The sequence below is a fragment of the Stenotrophomonas sp. SBJS02 genome (assembly GCF_020428325.2).
GTDB classification, from domain to species: Bacteria; Pseudomonadota; Gammaproteobacteria; order Xanthomonadales; family Xanthomonadaceae; genus Stenotrophomonas; species Stenotrophomonas africana.
The window spans coordinates 869,852-889,433 of sequence record NZ_CP109812.1; the positions used below are offsets into that span (position 1 = coordinate 869,852).

14 protein-coding genes and 3 tRNA genes are annotated in these 19,582 nt (G+C 62.9%); all 17 read left to right on the forward strand.

Going from position 1 to position 19,582, the window contains the following annotated elements:
- Positions 1-11: 11 nt before the first annotated feature.
- The 17 genes from FQS62_RS03955 (at position 12) to rpsJ (ending at position 19,575) form a co-directional block, all read left to right on the forward strand.
- A tRNA-Gly gene (locus tag FQS62_RS03955) sits at positions 12-85 on the forward strand.
- Positions 86-134: 49 nt separating this feature from the next.
- Positions 135-210, forward strand: a tRNA-Thr gene (locus tag FQS62_RS03960).
- Between the two features lie 41 nt (positions 211-251).
- Complete coding sequence (gene tuf, locus FQS62_RS03965) at positions 252-1,442, forward strand: elongation factor Tu (RefSeq protein ID WP_004154360.1); 1,191 nt, start codon at positions 252-254, stop codon at positions 1,440-1,442.
- 102 nt (positions 1,443-1,544) lie between these two features.
- Positions 1,545-1,620: transfer RNA gene (locus tag FQS62_RS03970), tRNA-Trp, on the forward strand.
- Between the two features lie 49 nt (positions 1,621-1,669).
- The gene (gene secE / locus FQS62_RS03975) at positions 1,670-2,083 is read left to right on the forward strand and encodes a preprotein translocase subunit SecE (protein WP_049445146.1); all 414 of its coding nucleotides are present in this window, start codon (positions 1,670-1,672) and stop codon (positions 2,081-2,083) included.
- Positions 2,084-2,093: 10 nt separating this feature from the next.
- On the forward strand, positions 2,094-2,654 hold the full coding sequence (gene nusG, locus FQS62_RS03980; protein ID WP_004154362.1) for a transcription termination/antitermination protein NusG: 561 nt from the start codon (positions 2,094-2,096) through the stop codon (positions 2,652-2,654).
- A gap of 287 nt (positions 2,655-2,941) precedes the next feature.
- A complete protein-coding gene (gene rplK / locus FQS62_RS03985; RefSeq protein WP_004145248.1) occupies positions 2,942-3,370 on the forward strand; it encodes a 50S ribosomal protein L11 in 429 nt (142 codons plus the stop codon).
- A gap of 4 nt (positions 3,371-3,374) precedes the next feature.
- A complete protein-coding gene (rplA, locus tag FQS62_RS03990) occupies positions 3,375-4,073 on the forward strand; it encodes a 50S ribosomal protein L1 (protein ID WP_004154350.1) in 699 nt (232 codons plus the stop codon).
- A gap of 386 nt (positions 4,074-4,459) precedes the next feature.
- The gene (rplJ, locus tag FQS62_RS03995; RefSeq protein WP_010480377.1) at positions 4,460-4,996 is read left to right on the forward strand and encodes a 50S ribosomal protein L10; all 537 of its coding nucleotides are present in this window, start codon (positions 4,460-4,462) and stop codon (positions 4,994-4,996) included.
- A gap of 63 nt (positions 4,997-5,059) precedes the next feature.
- A complete protein-coding gene (gene rplL / locus FQS62_RS04000) occupies positions 5,060-5,428 on the forward strand; it encodes a 50S ribosomal protein L7/L12 (RefSeq protein WP_010480374.1) in 369 nt (122 codons plus the stop codon).
- Positions 5,429-5,792: 364 nt separating this feature from the next.
- Positions 5,793-9,947: a DNA-directed RNA polymerase subunit beta gene (gene rpoB / locus FQS62_RS04005; protein ID WP_049401089.1), complete on the forward strand. Its 4,155-nt coding sequence runs from the start codon at positions 5,793-5,795 to the stop codon at positions 9,945-9,947.
- 89 nt (positions 9,948-10,036) lie between these two features.
- Positions 10,037-14,260 (forward strand): DNA-directed RNA polymerase subunit beta', encoded by a 4,224-nt coding sequence (gene rpoC, locus FQS62_RS04010; RefSeq protein WP_099589278.1) that lies wholly within the window; start codon positions 10,037-10,039, stop codon positions 14,258-14,260.
- A gap of 284 nt (positions 14,261-14,544) precedes the next feature.
- Positions 14,545-14,919: a 30S ribosomal protein S12 gene (rpsL, locus tag FQS62_RS04015; protein WP_004145320.1), complete on the forward strand. Its 375-nt coding sequence runs from the start codon at positions 14,545-14,547 to the stop codon at positions 14,917-14,919.
- A gap of 12 nt (positions 14,920-14,931) precedes the next feature.
- On the forward strand, positions 14,932-15,405 hold the full coding sequence (gene rpsG, locus FQS62_RS04020) for a 30S ribosomal protein S7 (RefSeq protein ID WP_004145321.1): 474 nt from the start codon (positions 14,932-14,934) through the stop codon (positions 15,403-15,405).
- A gap of 141 nt (positions 15,406-15,546) precedes the next feature.
- On the forward strand, positions 15,547-17,688 hold the full coding sequence (gene fusA / locus FQS62_RS04025) for an elongation factor G (RefSeq protein ID WP_005408207.1): 2,142 nt from the start codon (positions 15,547-15,549) through the stop codon (positions 17,686-17,688).
- A gap of 52 nt (positions 17,689-17,740) precedes the next feature.
- Positions 17,741-18,931: an elongation factor Tu gene (gene tuf, locus FQS62_RS04030; RefSeq protein WP_004154360.1), complete on the forward strand. Its 1,191-nt coding sequence runs from the start codon at positions 17,741-17,743 to the stop codon at positions 18,929-18,931.
- Between the two features lie 332 nt (positions 18,932-19,263).
- Positions 19,264-19,575 (forward strand): 30S ribosomal protein S10, encoded by a 312-nt coding sequence (gene rpsJ / locus FQS62_RS04035; RefSeq protein WP_005408208.1) that lies wholly within the window; start codon positions 19,264-19,266, stop codon positions 19,573-19,575.
- Positions 19,576-19,582: the final 7 nt, after the last annotated feature.

Consider the following 19,582-nt stretch of genomic DNA (forward strand, 5'->3'; position numbering starts at 1 on the left):
ACATTCCCGGCGCGGGAGTAGTTCAATGGTAGAACCTCAGCCTTCCAAGCTGATGGTGCGGGTTCGATTCCCGTCTCCCGCTCCATTGAATGAACTTTGAATATTATCGAGTTCATGTCATAATGCAAAACTCGGCTCACGTAGCTCAGTCGGTAGAGCACTTCCTTGGTAAGGAAGAGGTCGAAGGTTCGATTCCTTTCGTGAGCACCATCTTAAGCATCACCTCTCAGACGAATTCGAGATAAGCAGCCATGGCCAAGGGTAAGTTCGAGCGCACCAAGCCGCACGTCAACGTCGGCACCATCGGTCACGTCGACCACGGCAAGACCACGCTGACCGCCGCACTGACCAAGATCGGTGCCGAGCGCTTCGGTGGCGAGTTCAAGGACTACTCCTCGATCGACGCCGCTCCGGAAGAAAAGGCTCGTGGTATCACGATCTCGACCGCGCACGTCGAATACGAATCCCCGGTCCGTCACTACGCCCACGTCGATTGCCCGGGCCATGCTGACTACGTCAAGAACATGATCACCGGTGCCGCCCAGATGGACGGCGCGATCCTGGTGTGCTCGGCCGCTGACGGCCCGATGCCGCAGACCCGCGAGCACATCCTGCTGTCGCGTCAGGTCGGCGTGCCGTACATCGTCGTGTTCCTGAACAAGGCCGACATGGTTGACGACGCCGAGCTGCTCGAGCTGGTCGAGATGGAAGTGCGCGAGCTGCTGAGCAAGTACGACTTCCCGGGCGACGACACCCCGATCATCGCCGGTTCGGCCCGTCTGGCGCTGGAAGGCGACCAGAGCGACATCGGCGTGCCGGCCATCCTGAAGCTGGTCGATGCCCTGGACAGCTGGATCCCGGAGCCGGAGCGCGCGATCGACAAGCCGTTCCTGATGCCGGTGGAAGACGTGTTCTCGATCTCGGGCCGCGGCACCGTGGTGACCGGTCGTATCGAGCGCGGCGTGATCAAGGTTGGCGACGAAATCGAAATCGTCGGCATCCGTCCGGTGCAGAAGACCACCGTGACCGGCGTTGAAATGTTCCGCAAGCTGCTGGACCAGGGTCAGGCAGGCGACAACGCTGGCCTGCTGCTGCGCGGCACCAAGCGTGACGACGTCGAGCGTGGCCAGGTTCTGGCCAAGCCGGGTTCGATCAAGCCGCACACCAAGTTCGAAGGCGAAGTCTACGTCCTGTCGAAGGACGAGGGCGGCCGTCACACCCCGTTCTTCAACGGCTACCGTCCGCAGTTCTACTTCCGCACCACCGACATCACCGGCGCAGCTGCTCTGCCGGAAGGCGTCGAAATGGTGATGCCGGGTGACAACGTCAAGATGGTCGTCACCCTGATCAACCCGGTGGCAATGGACGAAGGCCTGCGCTTCGCCATCCGCGAAGGTGGCCGTACCGTCGGCGCCGGCGTGGTCTCGAAGATCATCGAGTAAGCCTGCAGTACCGGTGGTTGCATAGCGCCGCCGGTTACGTGAATGGCGGGCCGGGAACCTCGGTCCGCCTTCGCCGTCTAAGGGAAGGCAAGTTTTCAACGTACGCCAGTAGCTCAATTGGCAGAGCAGCGGTCTCCAAAACCGCAGGTTGGGGGTTCGAGTCCCTCCTGGCGTGCCATCTGCCCACCTTATCCAGCGGCCTGGGCCGCTAAAGCAGACACAGCCTGATGAATAGCAAGATCGAACACTCCAAGGACAACTCCGCCAACGGTGGAGATATCGTCAAGTATGTCGCCGCATCGCTGCTGGTGCTGGCCGGTCTGTTCGTCTGGTTCTGGTTCTCCGCCGACTCTGGTCGCGCCGCCCAGCTGGGCGCGTGGGCAGGTCAGCTGCGTGCGTTGGCGGTCGTGGTCGGTCTGGTTGGCGGTATCGGCGTGTTCATGCTGACCGGCAAGGGGCGCGACACCCGCGAATTCCTCTCCGAGTCGCGCTTTGAACTGCGCAAGGTGGTCTGGCCGACGCGCCAGGAAGCCATCCGCATGACGTGGGTCGTGATCGTCGTGGTGCTCATCCTCAGCCTGTTGCTGGGTGGCTTCGACTTCCTGATCCAGAAACTGACTCAGTGGTTCCTGAGCCGCTAAGGAGAATTGCATGAAGCGTTGGTACGTCGTTCACGCCTATTCGGGCTTCGAGAAGTCGGTGGCGCAGGCTCTGCGCGATCGCATCGTCCGTGACGGCATGGAAGAGCGCTTCGGCGACGTCCTGGTCCCGACCGAGGAAGTGGTCGAGATGCGCGCTGGCCAGAAGCGCCGCTCCGAGCGCAAGTTCTTCCCGGGTTACGTGCTGGTCCAGATCGAGACCCATGAAGAAGCCGGCATTCCGCGCATCGACAACGAAAGCTGGCACCTGGTCAAGGAAACCCCGCGCGTGATGGGCTTCATCGGCGGTACTGCCGATCGTCCTTTGCCGATCGCCGATTCCGAGGCCGAGGCTATCCTGAATCGCGTTCAGGAAGGTGTCGAGAAGCCGCGCCCGAAGGTGCTGTTCGAGCCGGGCCAGATGGTCCGCGTCACCGACGGCCCGTTCAATGATTTCAATGGCGTCGTCGAAGAAGTCAACTACGAGAAGAGCCGTCTGCGCGTCTCGGTGCTGATCTTCGGTCGTGCCACCCCGGTCGAGCTCGAGTTCGGCCAGGTCGAAAAGGCCGTCTGACCTGTCTTGTAGAGTCGAGCTTGCTCGACTTTGCTGATCAGTTGAGCAAGCTCGACTCTACGGAACCAGAAACCGGGCTTGGCCCGGTTTTGTCCGTTTATGTGCCGCTTCAGGCATGTGAAGAAAAAACCTGATATAGTGCGCGGCTCCCCGCTGGGAGGCCAGCAGGACGAGGCCGCCGCAAGGTGGCCTTCAGCATGATTTCAAAACGCGATGCCGGGACGCGTGATTCCCGGTCCGATGGGGAGCCTGTTGTCGAAAGGCGCTAGCACCCGGAGAGCACTCACATGGCAAAGAAAGTTGTCGGTTACATCAAGCTGCAGGTGAAGGCCGGTCAGGCCAACCCCTCGCCGCCGGTCGGTCCTGCGCTGGGTCAGCGCGGTCTGAACATCATGGAATTCTGCAAGGCGTTCAACGCTGCCACGCAGAAGCTCGAGCCGGGTCTGCCGGTTCCGGTGATCATCACGGCCTACTCGGACCGTACGTTCACCTTCATCACCAAGAGCACCCCGGCCACCACCCTGCTGAAGAAGGCCGCTGGCATCTCGTCGGGCTCCAAGCGCCCGAACACCGAGAAGGTCGGCAAGGTCACCCGTAAGCAGCTGGAAGAGATCGCCAAGGCGAAGGAACCGGATCTGACTGCCGCCGATCTGGACGCCGCCGTGCGTACCATCGCTGGCTCTGCCCGTTCCATGGGCCTCGTGGTGGAGGGTTAATAAGATGGCACAGACCAAGCGTGAGAAGGCCATCAAGGCCGCCGTCGTTCCGGGCAAGGCATACGCCTTCGAGGACGCGATCAACATCCTGAAGAGCGCCACCAAGGCCAAGTTCGTCGAGTCGATCGACGTCGCTGTGCGCCTGGGCGTCGATGCGAAGAAGTCCGACCAGCAGGTCCGTGGCTCCACCGTGCTGCCGGCCGGTACCGGCAAGTCGGTCCGCGTCGCCGTGTTCGCTCCGGCCGGTGCCAAGGCTGACGAAGCCCTAGCCGCTGGCGCCGAAGCCGTCGGTATGGATGATCTGGCCGAGAAGATGCAGGCCGGCGATCTGAACTACGACGTCGTCATCGCGACCCCGGACGCCATGCGCGTCGTCGGTAAGCTGGGCACCGTGCTGGGCCCGCGCGGCCTGATGCCGAACCCGAAGGTCGGCACCGTTTCCCCGAACCCGGGTGAAGCCGTGAAGAACGCCAAGTCGGGTCAGGTCCGTTACCGCACCGACAAGGCTGGCATCATCCACTGCACCATCGGCAAGGCCGACTTCGCCGAAGACGCGCTGAAGTCGAACCTGACCGCGCTGCTGCTGGACCTGATCAAGGCCAAGCCGGCCACCTCGAAGGGCACCTACCTGCAGAAGGTTTCGGTCAGCTCGACGATGGGCCCGGGCGTCACCGTCGACCAGTCGTCGCTGACCCTGAAGTAATTGTTTCAAGCGGTCACGGTACCTTCGGTGCCGTGACCGTGACATTTGAAGGCATCGCTGGCAGTGCATCGCCGGCGGTAGCCGTCAAAGACCGCAGGCGCGGTCGTGGCAATACCGGCGACGGGCAGGGAGGCTCGATCTGGCAAGGAGTCGCCGCCGGAGCAGTCATGAGCGCTTAATCGATTCCCCGGAATCACCCTGCGTAGATGGTGCCCTTCTGGAGTTTTTCTGGTTCACGCACGTCTGGGTTTCCCAGGTTGGCCCACTCCAGGTCTAGAACGGCCCACCCCCGGAACATCATCCCGATGTTCCCGGCGTCCAGGACGGATGCTGCACAGGACCGCACACGGCAGGAGCCGTAAGCGGAGTTCAATAGGAGGAGTGCAATGGCTCTCAATCTGTCCCAGAAGCAAGAAGTAGTCGCCGAGCTGGCAGACGTCGCCGCCAAGGCCCACTCCTTGATCGCAGCCGAATACGCTGGCACCACGGTCGCCCAGATGACCGCGATGCGCAAGCAGGCTCGTGAAACCGGTGTTTTCTTGAAGGTTGTCAAGAACACCCTGGCTTCGCGCGCCGTTGAAGGCACCGAGTTCGCAGTCGCCCAGGACCAGATGGTTGGTCCGCTGCTGTACGCGTTCTCGCTCGAGGAGCCCGGCGCTGCCGGTCGCCTGATCAAGGAAGCCGCCAAGGGCAACGACAAGCTGAAGGCTAAGGTCGTCGCCATCGGTGGCGAAGTGTTCCCGGCAAGCCACGTCGAAGTGCTGGCCTCGCTGCCGACCCGCGACCAGGCCCTGGCCATGCTGGCCCGCGTCCTGACCGAGCCGGTCACGATGTTTGCCCGCGCCATCAAGGCCGTTGGCGAGAAGCAGGGTGGTGGCGATGTTGCCGCCGACGCTGCCGAGCCGGCCGCCGAGACCGCCTGAGTTTCGACTTACCGTGGTTCCTGACGGAACCTCAACCCAGAAAATCATCCAAAGGTATTAATCATGTCCCTTACCAACGAACAGATCGTCGACGCCATCGCCGAGAAGTCCCTGATGGAAGTGATGGAGCTGGTCAAGGCCATCGAAGAGAAGTTCGGCGTCTCCGCCGCTGCTCCGGTTGCCGTGGCTGCTGCCGCTGGCCCGGCCGCTGCTGTTGAAGAGCAGACCGAGTTCACCGTCACCCTGAAGTCGGCCGGCGACAAGAAGGTCGAAGTCATCAAGGCCGTCCGCGCCATCACCGGCCTGGGCCTGAAGGAAGCGAAGGACCTGGCCGAAGCCGGTGGCGTCCTGAAGGAAGGCGCTTCGAAGGACGACGCCGAGAAGATGAAGAAGGACCTGGAAGCTGCTGGCGCGACTGTCGAAGTCAAGTAAGCAGTTACCTTGCATCGTCACCGATTCGCGGCGATGCAGCCAAGGCTGGGGGCGTAAGCCCCCGGCCTTTGGTCGTTGTTGCGGTGTTGTAGAGTCGACTGTTAGTCGACTGCTGTGAAGGAAGTCGACTAACAGTCGACTCTACCGTTTCAAAAGCAGGCAAAAAGCCCAACACGGGCTGCAGTCAAACCCCGGCCGGCCAGCGCAGCGCGCGGCAGCAGGGGCGTGGTAGCAGACGAGTTGGCAGTTGGAAGTAGCGGGAGAAGGCGTGCTGGTGCCGGCAATACCAGCGACTTCCAACTGACAATTTCAAGTTCCCTTCGGATCGTGGGCGCACGATCCGCACAACAAGGTGGAAGACCTCATGACGTCCTATTCGTTCACCGAAAAAAAGCGTATCCGCAAGGATTTCGGCAAGCAGCGCTCGATTCTCGAAGTGCCGTTCCTGCTCGCCATCCAGGTGGATTCCTATCGTGAATTCCTGCAGGAAAACGTCGATCCGGCCAAGCGCACGGACCACGGCCTGCACGCTGCGCTGAAGTCGGTCTTCCCGATCGCCAGCTACAGCGGCAACGCTGCCCTGGAATACGTCGGCTACAAGCTGGGCGAACCGGTCTTCGACGAGCGTGAGTGCCGCCAGCGTGGCATGAGCTACGGCGCCCCGCTGCGCGTGACCGTGCGCCTGGTGATCTACGACCGTGAGTCGTCGACCAAGGCCATCAAGTACGTGAAGGAGCAGGAGGTCTATCTGGGCGAAATCCCGCTGATGACCGAGAACGGCACCTTCATCGTCAACGGCACCGAGCGCGTCATCGTCTCGCAGCTGCACCGCTCGCCGGGTGTGTTCTTCGACCACGACCGTGGCAAGACCCACAGCTCGGGCAAGCTGCTGTACAGCGCCCGCATCATTCCTTACCGCGGTTCCTGGCTGGACTTCGAGTTCGACCCGAAGGACGCGCTGTTCACCCGTATCGACCGCCGCCGCAAGCTGCCGGTGTCGATCCTGCTGCGCGCGCTTGGCTACAGCAACGAAGAGATGCTGGCCGAGTTCTTCGAGATCAACACCTTCCACATCAACCCGGATGAAGGCGTCCAGCTGGAGCTGGTGCCGGAGCGCCTGCGTGGCGAGACCCTGGGCTTCGACCTCGCCGACGGCGACAAGGTCATCGTGGAAGCCGGCAAGCGCATCACCGCGCGCCACATCAAGCAGCTGGAAGCCTCGGGCATCGCCGCCCTGGCCGTGCCGGACGACTACATCGTCGGCCGCATCCTGTCGCACGACGTGGTCGACGCCTCGACCGGCGAACTGCTGGCCCAGGCCAATGACGAGATCACCGACGAGCAGCTGCAGGCCTTCCGCAAGGCCGGTGTGGATGCCGTGGGCACCCTGTGGGTGAACGATCTGGATCGTGGCCCGTACCTGTCCAACACCCTGCGCATCGACCCGACCAAGACCCAGCTGGAAGCCCTGGTCGAGATCTACCGCATGATGCGTCCGGGCGAGCCGCCGACCAAGGATGCCGCGCAGAACCTGTTCCACAACCTGTTCTTCACCTTCGAGCGCTACGACCTGTCCGCGGTCGGCCGCATGAAGTTCAACCGTCGCGTGGGCCGCAAGGAAACCACCGGCGAAGCCGTGCTGTACGACCGCAAGTACTACGGTGAGCGCAACGACGAAGAGTCCAAGCGCCTGGTCGCCGCCCATGGCGACAGCTCCGACATCCTGGACGTGATCAAGGTCCTGACCGAGATCCGCAACGGTCGCGGCGTGGTCGACGATATCGACCACCTGGGCAACCGTCGCGTGCGTTCGGTCGGTGAAATGGCCGAGAACGTGTTCCGCGTGGGCCTGGTCCGCGTCGAGCGCGCGGTCAAGGAGCGCCTGTCGATGGCCGAGTCGGAAGGCCTGACCCCGCAGGAACTGATCAACGCCAAGCCGGTCGCCGCTGCCATCAAGGAGTTCTTCGGCTCCTCGCAGCTGTCGCAGTTCATGGACCAGAACAACCCGCTGTCGGAAGTGACCCACAAGCGTCGCGTCTCGGCCCTGGGCCCGGGCGGTCTGACCCGTGAGCGCGCCGGCTTCGAAGTGCGCGACGTGCACCCGACCCATTACGGCCGCGTCTGCACCATCGAAACCCCGGAAGGCCCGAACATCGGCCTGATCAACTCGCTGGCCGTGTACGCCCGCACCAACCAGTACGGTTTCCTTGAGACCCCGTACCGCAAGGTCGTGGACGGCAAGGTCTATGACGAAGTCGAGTTCCTGTCGGCGATCGAAGAAAACGAGTACGTCATTGCGCAGGCCAACGCCCTGACCAATGCCGACAGCGTGCTGACCGAGCAGTTCGTTCCGTGCCGCTTCCAGGGCGAATCGCTGCTGAAGCCGCCGGCGGAGGTCCACTTCATGGACGTCTCGCCGATGCAGACCGTGTCGATCGCGGCCGCACTGGTTCCGTTCCTGGAGCACGATGACGCGAACCGCGCACTGATGGGCGCCAACATGCAGCGTCAGGCCGTGCCGACCCTGCGTGCGCAGAAGCCGCTGGTGGGTACCGGTATCGAGCGCGCCGTGGCGCGTGATTCCGGTGTGACCGTGAACGCCCGTCGTGGTGGCGAGATCGTGCAGATCGACGCTGCCCGCATCGTGGTCAAGGTCAACGAGGAAGAGATCGTTGGCGCCACCGACGCAGGCGTGGACATCTACAACCTGGTCAAGTACACCCGTTCGAACCAGAACACCTGCATCAACCAGCGTCCGCTGGTCCAGGTGGGTGACGTCATCGCCCGCGGCGACGTGCTGGCCGACGGTCCGTCCACCGACATCGGCGAACTGGCCCTGGGCCAGAACATGCTGATCGCGTTCATGCCGTGGAACGGCTACAACTTCGAAGACTCCATCCTGCTCTCCGAGCGCGTGGTGGAAGAGGATCGTTACACCACGATCCACATCGAAGAGCTGACCTGCGTCGCGCGTGACACCAAGCTGGGGCCGGAGGAAATCTCCGCCGACATCCCGAACGTCTCCGAGCAGGCGCTGAACCGCCTGGACGAGAGCGGCGTGGTGTACATCGGTGCCGAAGTCCGCGCCGGCGACATCATGGTCGGCAAGGTCACCCCGAAGGGCGAAAGCCAGCTGACCCCGGAAGAGAAGCTGCTGCGCGCGATCTTCGGCGAGAAGGCTTCGGACGTTAAGGACAGCTCGCTGCGCGTTCCGCCGGGCATGGACGGCACCGTCATCGACGTGCAGGTCTTCACCCGCGACGGCATCGAGAAGGACAAGCGCGCCCGCCAGATCGAAGAGTCTGAAATCAAGCGCGTCAAGAAGGACTTCGACGACCAGTTCCGCATCCTGGAAGCCGCCATCTACATGCGTCTGCGTTCGCAGATCGTGGGCAAGGTGGTCAACGGTGGCGCTGGCCTGAAGAAGGGTGACGTGATCAGCGACGCCTTCCTGGACGGCCTGAAGAAGGCTGACTGGTTCGCCCTGCGCATGAAGGACGAAGACGCTTCGGAAGCCATCGAGCGCGCGCAGAAGCAGATCCAGGCGCACGAGAAGGAATTCGAGCGTCGCTTCGCCGACAAGCGCGGCAAGATCACCGCCGGTGACGACCTCGCCCCGGGCGTGCTGAAGATGGTCAAGGTGTTCCTGGCCGTGAAGCGCCGCATCCAGCCGGGCGACAAGATGGCAGGCCGCCACGGCAACAAGGGTGTGGTCTCCAACGTGGTGCCGGTCGAGGACATGCCGTACATGGCCTCGGGCGAAACCGTGGACATCGTGCTGAATCCGCTGGGCGTGCCGTCGCGTATGAACATCGGCCAGATCCTGGAAGTGCATCTGGGCTGGGCCGCCAAGGGCCTGGGCCGCAAGATCCAGGCGATGATGGAAGCCCAGGCGGCGGTTGCCGACCTGCGCAAGTTCCTGGACGACATCTACAACCACGACGACACCAACGTGGCCAACCGTGTCGACCTGTCGCAGTTCAGCGACGAGGAACTGCTGCGTCTGGCCCGTAACCTCACCGACGGCGTGCCGATGGCCACCCCGGTGTTCGACGGCGCTACCGAAGCGGAAATCAAGCGCATGCTGGAACTGGCCGACCTGCCGAGCAGTGGCCAGACCCAGCTGTACGACGGCCGCACCGGTGAAGCGTTCGATCGCCACACCACCGTAGGTTACATGCACTACCTGAAGCTGAACCACCTGGTCGACGACAAGATGCACGCCCGTTCGACCGGTCCGTACTCGCTCGTCACCCAGCAGCCGCTGGGCGGCAAGGCGCAGTTCGGCGGCCAGCGCTTCGGTGAAATGGAAGTCTGGGCGCTGGAAGCCTACGGCGCGGCCTACACCCTGCAGGAAATGCTGACGGTGAAGTCCGATGACGTGCAGGGCCGCAACCAGATGTACAAGAACATTGTCGACGGTGAGCACGAGATGGTCGCGGGCATGCCGGAATCCTTCAACGTGCTCGTGAAGGAAATCCGCTCGCTGGCCATCAACATGGAACTGGAAGACAACTGATCCATGCCGGCGCGGCGGCCTCCGCCGCCGCGCCGCTGGCAGTCAACTGAAAGCCCATCGACACAGCATTCCTCCTTCTGGAGAACACCATGAAAGACCTGCTCAACCTCTTCAACCAGCAGCGCCAGACGCTGGACTTCGACGCGATCAAGATCGCGCTGGCCTCGCCGGACCTGATCCGTTCGTGGTCCTTCGGCGAAGTGAAGAAGCCGGAAACCATCAACTACCGTACCTTCAAGCCGGAACGCGACGGCCTGTTCTGCGCCGCCATCTTCGGCCCGGTGAAGGACTACGAGTGCCTGTGCGGCAAGTACAAGCGCATGAAGCACCGCGGCGTGGTCTGCGAAAAGTGCGGCACCGAAGTGACCCTGGCCAAGGTGCGTCGCGAGCGCATGGGCCACATCGACCTGGCCTCGCCGGTCGCGCACATCTGGTTCCTGAAGTCGCTGCCGTCGCGCATCGGCCTGATGCTGGACATGACCCTGCGCGACATCGAGCGCGTGCTGTACTTCGAAGCCTACGTGGTGACCGAGCCGGGCCTGACCGCCCTGGAACGCCGCCAGCTGCTGACCGAAGAACAGTACCTGCAGGCCCGCCAGGAGCACGGTGACGACTTCGACGCCGCCATGGGCGCCGAGGCAGTGTATGAACTGCTGCGCACGATCGACCTGCAGTCGGAAATGACCCGCCTGCGCGAGGAAATCGCTGCTACCGGTTCGGAAACCAAGCTCAAGCGCCTCACCAAGCGCATCAAGCTGATCGAAGCCTTCCTGGAATCGGGCAACCGTCCGGAATGGATGGTCATGACCGTGCTGCCGGTGCTGCCGCCGGACCTGCGTCCGCTGGTCCCGCTGGACGGTGGCCGCTTCGCGACCTCCGACCTGAACGACCTGTACCGCCGCGTCATCAACCGTAACAACCGCCTGCGCCGCCTGCTCGAACTGAGCGCGCCGGACATCATCGTGCGCAATGAAAAGCGCATGCTGCAGGAATCGGTCGATGCGCTGCTGGACAACGGCCGTCGTGGCCGTGCCATCACCGGCACCAACAAGCGCCCGCTGAAGTCGCTGGCCGACATGATCAAGGGCAAGCAGGGTCGCTTCCGCCAGAACCTGCTCGGCAAGCGCGTCGACTACTCGGGCCGTTCGGTCATCGTGGTCGGTCCGTACCTGCGCCTGCACCAGTGCGGCCTGCCGAAGAAGATGGCGCTTGAGCTGTTCAAGCCGTTCGTCTTCGCCAAGCTGCAGCGTCGTGGCCTGGCCACCACCATCAAGGCCGCCAAGAAGCTGGTCGAGCGCGAAGAAGCCGAAGTCTGGGACATCCTGGAAGAGGTCATCCGCGAGCATCCGGTGATGCTGAACCGTGCGCCGACCCTGCACCGTCTGGGTATCCAGGCGTTCGAGCCGGTGCTGATCGAAGGCAAGGCCATCCAGCTGCACCCGCTGGTCTGCACCGCGTTCAACGCCGACTTCGACGGTGACCAGATGGCCGTCCACGTGCCGCTCTCGCTGGAAGCCCAGCTGGAAGCGCGTGCGCTGATGATGTCGACCAACAACATCCTGTCGCCCGCCAACGGCGAGCCGATCATCGTGCCGTCGCAGGACGTCGTGCTGGGTCTGTACTACATGACCCGCTCGCTGGAAAACAAGAAGGGCGAGGGCATGGCCTTCGCCAACATCGCCGAAGTGAAGCGTGCCTACGACAACCGCGTGGTGGAACTGCACGCGCGCGTCAAGGTCCGCATCACCGAAGTGGTGACCGACGAAGACGGCAACAAGCAGCCGAAGACCTCGATCGTGGATACCACGATCGGTCGCGCCCTGCTGGCTGAAATCCTGCCGGAAGGCCTGCCGTTCGCGCTGGCCAACACCGAGCTGACCAAGAAGAACATCAGCCGCCTGATCAACTCCAGCTACCGCCAGCTGGGTCTGAAGGACACGGTCGTGTTCGCCGACAAGCTGATGTACACCGGCTTCGCCTACGCGACCCGTGCCGGCGTCTCCATCGGCATCGATGACATGCTGATCCCGGACGAGAAGAAGGGCATCCTCACCGAGGCCGAAGCCGAAGTGCTGGAAATCCAGGAGCAGTACCAGTCGGGTCTGGTCACCGCCGGCGAGCGCTACAACAAGGTGGTCGACATCTGGTCGCGCACCAACGAGCGCATCGCCAAGGCGATGATGGACACCATCGGTACCGAGAAGGTCGTCAATGCCAAGGGTGAGACCATCGACCAGAAGTCGATGAACTCGCTGTACATCATGGCTGACTCCGGTGCGCGTGGTTCGCAGGCGCAGATCCGTCAGCTGGCTGGTATGCGTGGCCTGATGGCGCGTCCGGACGGCTCGATCATCGAGACGCCCATCAAGGCGAACTTCCGTGAAGGCCTGAACGTGCAGGAGTACTTCAACTCCACCCACGGTGCCCGTAAGGGTCTGGCCGATACCGCGCTGAAGACCGCGAACTCGGGTTACCTGACCCGTCGTCTGGTCGACGTCGCGCAGGACGTGGTGATCACCGAGGTGGATTGCGGTACCACCGAAGGCCTGATCATGACTCCGATCGTGGAAGGCGGCGACGTGGTCGAGCCGCTGAAGGACCGCGTGCTGGGTCGCGTGGTTGCCGAGGACGTGTTCCTGCCGGGCAACGACGAAGATCCGATCGTCACCCGCAACACCCTGCTGGACGAAGCCTGGGTCGCCAAGCTGGAAGACGCCGGTGTGCAGAGCATCAAGGTGCGTTCGACGATCTCGTGCGAATCGGCCTTCGGTGTCTGCGGTCGCTGCTACGGCCGCGATCTGGCCCGTGGTCACCTGGTCAACATCGGTGAAGCGGTCGGCGTCATCGCCGCCCAGTCCATCGGTGAGCCGGGTACCCAGCTGACCATGCGTACGTTCCACATCGGTGGTGCGGCGTCGCGAGCTGCTGCGGTCGACAACATCACCGTCAAGACCACCGGCTCGGTCAAGTTCAGCAACCTCAAGTCCGTCGAGCACGCCAACGGCTCGCTGGTGGCAGTGTCGCGCTCGGGCGAAATCTCGGTGCTCGATGCCCACGGCCGTGAGCGTGAGCGCTACAAGCTGCCGTACGGTGCGACCATCACGTCCAAGGACGGTGATGCGATCAAGGCGGGCCAGACCGTGGCCAACTGGGATCCGCATAACCACCCGATCGTGTCGGAAGTGGCCGGCTTCATCCGCTTCATCGACTTTGTCGACGGCATCACCGTCATCGAGAAGACCGACGAGCTGACCGGCCTGGCGTCGCGCGAAATCACCGACCCGAAGCGTCGTGGTACCCAGGCCAAGGACCTGCGCCCGATCGTGCGCATCGTCGACGCCAAGGGCAACGACCTGTCGATCCCGGGCACCGATCTGCCGGCGCAGTACCTGCTGCCGCCGCGCTCGATCGTCAACCTGCAGGACGGCGCTGCCGTCGGCGTGGGTGACGTGGTCGCCAAGATCCCGCAGGAAGCGTCGAAGACCCGCGACATCACCGGTGGTCTGCCGCGCGTGGCCGATCTGTTCGAAGCACGCAAGCCGAAGGATCCGGCGGTGCTGGCCGAGCGTTCGGGCATCATCAGCTTCGGCAAGGACACCAAGGGCAAGCAGCGCCTGATCATCAAGGACACCGATGGTTCGGAGCACGAAGAGCTGATCCCGAAGTACCGCCAGGTCATCGTGTTCGAAGGCGAGCATGTCACCAAGGGTGAAACCATCGTGGACGGCGAGCCGAGCCCGCAGGACATCCTGCGCCTGCTGGGTGTCGAACCGCTGGCCGCCTACCTGGTGAAGGAAATCCAGGACGTGTACCGCCTGCAGGGCGTGAAGATCAACGACAAGCACATCGAGGTGATCACCCGCCAGATGCTGCGCAAGGTCGAGATCACCGACCAGGGCAGCAGCAAGTTCCTGAACGGCGAACAGGTGGAGCGCCAGCGCGTTATCGAGGAGAATGCCCGCCTTGCAGCCCGCAACGAGCTGCCGGCGCACTTCGATCCGGTCCTGCTGGGTATCACCAAGGCCTCGCTGGCGACCGAATCGTTCATCTCGGCCGCGTCCTTCCAGGAAACCACCCGCGTGCTGACCGAAGCGGCCGTCCGCGGCACCTCGGACAACCTGCGTGGCCTGAAGGAAAACGTCATCGTGGGTCGCCTGATTCCGGCCGGTACCGGCCTGGCGTACCACAGCAACCGCCGTCGCGGCGCTTCCGGTCTCACCGAGTCGGAAATGCAGACCCTGGCCGGCACCCCGGCTGTGGTTGAGGCGCCGGTGGTTGAAGCCGAAGCTGAACAGGCTTCGGGCGAAGAATGAGGTATCCGGTCCGGCCGCAAGGCCGGACCACCCCATCGGTCCATCGATGGGATTGGGAAAGGGCAGGGGAGATCGTCCGCGATCGACCCGGCCAACCTGAACGGGGTACATGGAGGCCCCCCAGTAACGTTCCGGGATCAGGAACGGGCTTGACAGGAGGCGTTTGACTGCTTTCCTGGCAGGTTGCTACAATCGTCTGTCTCAGCAGGCCAGAATTTTGGCCTGCTTTAACATTTCCGCATCTCTGGTCGGATTTTCCGGCCACCAATCAGAAGAACCTACTGATGGCGACGATTAACCAGCTGGTCCGCAAGCCGCGGCAAGCGACCACCTACAAGAGTGCCTCGCCGGCGCTCGACAAGTGCCCGCAGCGCCGTGGCGTCTGCACCCGTGTCTACACCACCACTCCGAAGAAGCCGAACTCGGCTCTGCGCAAGGTTGCCAAGGTCCGCCTGACCAACCAGGAAGAAGTGATTTCCTACATCGGTGGTGAAGGCCACAACCTGCAGGAGCACTCCGTGGTCCTGATCCGCGGCGGTCGCGTCAAGGACCTGCCGGGTGTGCGTTACCACACCGTTCGTGGCTCGCTCGACGCCGCCGGCGTTGCCAAGCGTCGCCAGGCCCGTTCCAAGTACGGCGCCAAGCGTCCGAAGGCATAAGGAGAGAGCACTATGTCGCGTAAGGGTAATACTCCGCAGCGTTCCGTCCTGCCCGATCCGAAGCACGGAAGCGAAACCATCGCCCGCTTCATCAACATGGTCATGCAGAGCGGCAAGAAGTCCGTCGCCGAAAAGATCGTGTACGGCGCCATGGACGTGATCACCGAGAAGAACAGCAGCGCCAACGCCATTGAACTGGTGCAGAAGGCTCTGGACAACGTCGCTCCGGCGGTCGAAGTCAAGTCGCGTCGCGTCGGTGGTGCCACCTACCAGGTGCCGGTCGAAGTGCGTTCGTCGCGCAAGATGGCTCTGGCCATGCGCTGGCTGATCGACTCCGCGCGCAAGCGTGGTGAGAACACCATGCCGAAGAAGCTGGCTGCTGAACTGATCGACGCCTCGGAAAACCGTGGCGGCGCCATCAAGAAGCGCGAAGAAACCCACCGCATGGCCGAAGCCAACAAGGCATTCGCCCACTACCGCTGGTGAGTTTGACGGCCTTGTAAAACAGGCAGGGCAGCACCACTTCGGTGCGTGCTGCCTCGCGGTCCCAGAAGGACTGCGCCAATCCGAAGGCCGCCGAAAGGCGGCGTTCGGCCATCCGAAATCCAAGAAATCTGAGAGGCTCCCGTGGCCCGTTCCACTCCCATCGAGCGTTACCGTAACTTCGGCATCATGGCTCACATCGATGCCGGCAAGACCACCACGTCCGAGCGCATCCTGTTCTACACCGGCAAGAGCCACAAGATCGGTGAAGTGCACGACGGCGCCGCCACCATGGACTGGATGGAGCAGGAGCAGGAGCGTGGCATCACGATCCAGTCCGCTGCCACCACCGCGTTCTGGAAGGGCATGGACAAGTCCCTGCCGGAGCACCGCTTCAACATCATCGACACCCCCGGGCACGTCGACTTCACCATCGAAGTGGAGCGCTCGCTGCGCGTGCTCGACGGTGCCGTCTTCGTCCTGTGCGCCGTCGGTGGCGTGCAGCCGCAGTCGGAAACCGTGTGGCGCCAGGCCAACAAGTACCACGTGCCGCGCATCGCGTTCGTCAACAAGATGGACCGCACCGGTGCCAACTTCCAGAAGGTCGTCGGCCAGCTGAAGGCCAAGCTGGGCGCGGTTGCCGTGCCGATGCAGCTGCCGATCGGTGCTGAAGACAACTTCAAGGGCGTTGTCGACCTGCTGAAGATGAAGGCCATCCATTGGGATGAAGCTTCGCAGGGAATGAAGTTCGAATACGGTGAAATCCCGGCCGAACTGCAGGGCCCGGCTGAAGAGGCTCGCCAGTTCATGGTCGAGACCGCTGCCGAAGCCAGCGAAGAGCTGATGGAAAAGTACCTGGGCGGCGAAGAGCTGGCCGAGGCTGAAATCATCAACGCGCTGCGTACCCGCACCCTGGCCACCGAGATCGTGCCGATGTACTGCGGCTCGGCCTTCAAGAACAAGGGCGTGCAGGCCATGCTGGACGGCGTGATCCAGCTGCTGCCGTCGCCGGTCGACGTGCCGGACGTGAAGGGCGTGGACGTTGACGACGACACCGTCGAAATGACCCGCAAGTCGGACGACAAGGCTCCGTTCTCGTCGCTGGCCTTCAAGATCATCACCGACCCGTTCGTCGGCGCGCTGACCTTCTTCCGTGTCTACTCGGGCACCCTGAACGGTGGCGACACCGTGCTGAACTCGGTGAAGGGCAAGAAGGAGCGCATCGGCCGCATCCTGCAGATGCACTCGAACAACCGCGAGGAAATCAAGGAAGTTCTGGCCGGTGACATCGCCGCTGCCGTGGGCCTGAAGGACACCACCACCGGTGACACCCTGTGCGCCGTGGACGCCCCGATCATCCTGGAGCGCATGACGTTCCCGGAGCCGGTGATCTCGATGGCCGTCGAGCCGAAGACCAAGTCGGACCAGGAAAAGATGGGTCTGGCCCTGGGCCGTCTGGCGCAGGAAGATCCGTCGTTCCGCGTCAAGACCGACGAAGAATCCGGCCAGACCATCATCTCGGGCATGGGCGAGCTGCACCTGGACATCATCGTCGACCGCCTGAAGCGCGAGTTCAACGTTGAAGCCAACGTCGGCGCGCCGCAGGTGGCCTACCGCGAAACCATCACCCTGGCCGACGTCAAGTCGGACTACAAGCACGCCAAGCAGTCCGGTGGTAAGGGTCAGTACGGTCACGTCGTGATCGAACTGTCGCCGATCACCGCTGCCGACCGTGCCGATCCGAAGCTGGCTCCGGCCATCAAGGACGACTTCCTGTTCATCAACGACATCACCGGCGGCGTGATCCCGAAGGAATTCATTCCGTCGGTTGAAAAGGGCCTGCGCGAAACCATCACCAGCGGTCCGCTGGCTGGCTTCCCGGTCGTGGACGTCAAGGTGAAGCTGGTGTTCGGTTCGTACCACGACGTCGACTCCTCGGAAATGGCGTTCAAGCTGGCTTCGTCGATGGCCTTCAAGCAGGGCTTCGCCAAGGCCAAGCCGGTGCTGCTGGAGCCGATCATGAAGGTCGAGATCGTGACCCCGGAGGATTACCAGGGTGACGTGATGGGCGACGTCAGCCGTCGTCGCGGCGTGCTGCAGGGTTCCGACACCACCGGTGACGGTTCGGCCAGCATCATCAACGCGATGATCCCGCTGGGTGAAATGTTCGGCTACGCCACTGCGCTGCGTTCGCAGACCCAGGGCCGCGCCACCTTCACCATGGAATTCGATCACTACGAGCCGGCTCCGACCAACATCGCCGAAGCCGTCATGAAGAAGGGCTGAGCCTCGCTCAGCCTCTCTTGAAACCACTTACGAACAATCAAGGTATAGAACAATGGCAAAGGGTAAGTTCGAGCGCACCAAGCCGCACGTCAACGTCGGCACCATCGGTCACGTCGATCACGGCAAGACCACGCTGACCGCCGCACTGACCAAGATCGGTGCCGAGCGTTTCGGTGGCGAGTTCAAGGATTACTCCTCGATCGACGCCGCTCCGGAAGAAAAGGCTCGTGGTATCACGATCTCGACCGCGCACGTCGAATACGAATCCCCGGTCCGTCACTACGCCCACGTCGATTGCCCGGGCCATGCTGACTACGTCAAGAACATGATCACCGGTGCCGCCCAGATGGACGGCGCGATCCTGGTGTGCTCGGCCGCTGACGGCCCGATGCCGCAGACCCGCGAGCACATCCTGCTGTCGCGTCAGGTCGGCGTGCCGTACATCGTCGTGTTCCTGAACAAGGCCGACATGGTTGACGACGCCGAGCTGCTCGAGCTGGTCGAGATGGAAGTGCGCGAGCTGCTGAGCAAGTACGACTTCCCGGGCGACGACACCCCGATCATCGCCGGTTCGGCCCGTCTGGCGCTGGAAGGCGACCAGAGCGACATCGGCGTGCCGGCCATCCTGAAGCTGGTCGATGCCCTGGACAGCTGGATCCCGGAGCCGGAGCGCGCGATCGACAAGCCGTTCCTGATGCCGGTGGAAGACGTGTTCTCGATCTCGGGCCGCGGCACCGTGGTGACCGGTCGTATCGAGCGCGGCGTGATCAAGGTTGGCGACGAAATCGAAATCGTCGGCATCCGTCCGGTGCAGAAGACCACCGTGACCGGCGTTGAAATGTTCCGCAAGCTGCTGGACCAGGGTCAGGCAGGCGACAACGCTGGCCTGCTGCTGCGCGGCACCAAGCGTGACGACGTCGAGCGTGGCCAGGTTCTGGCCAAGCCGGGTTCGATCAAGCCGCACACCAAGTTCGAAGGCGAAGTCTACGTCCTGTCGAAGGACGAGGGCGGCCGTCACACCCCGTTCTTCAACGGCTACCGTCCGCAGTTCTACTTCCGCACCACCGACATCACCGGCGCAGCTGCTCTGCCGGAAGGCGTCGAAATGGTGATGCCGGGTGACAACGTCAAGATGGTCGTCACCCTGATCAACCCGGTGGCAATGGACGAAGGCCTGCGCTTCGCCATCCGCGAAGGTGGCCGTACCGTCGGCGCCGGCGTGGTCTCGAAGATCATCGAGTAATCTGGTAGTATCTGCGCCCCGATGTTGCCTGGGTAGGGCATCGGGGCGTATCAAATGGGAAAGCAGGCACAGGATGTGCCTTGTGTTCCCCGGACCAGGAAGGGTCAATGCCATTCAGGCGGCGTCAACAGGCGACTGTTGACAGCTGCCTTGCGTGCCATTATGCTTCTACGTCTGGGCAGGCCGGGTAACTGGTCTGCCTACGTTTTTGAGGTCTATGGAGTGACCTTGGCGGCCTGCAGGACTGTGGGTCGTCCGTATTCAGGAATTTCATGGGACAAAGCAACCCAGAGGCTTTGTCTGTCGCTCTTTTAACGAAGGAACCTACCGCCATGGCGGACCAAAAGATCCGGATCCGGCTGAAAGCGTTCGATCATCGTCTGATCGACCGTTCGGCCAGCGAGATCGTTGAAACGGCAAAGCGGACCGGCGCGCAAGTGCGTGGCCCGATCCCGCTGCCGACCAAGATCGAGCGTTACACCGTTCTCGTCTCCCCGCACGTCGACAAGGACGCGCGTGACCAGTACGAGACCCGCACGCACAAGCGCGTGCTCGATATCGTTGACCCGAATGACAAGACCGTGGACGCGCTGATGAAGCTCGAACTGGCTGCCGGCGTCGACGTTCAGATCAAGCTGACCTGAGGACTAC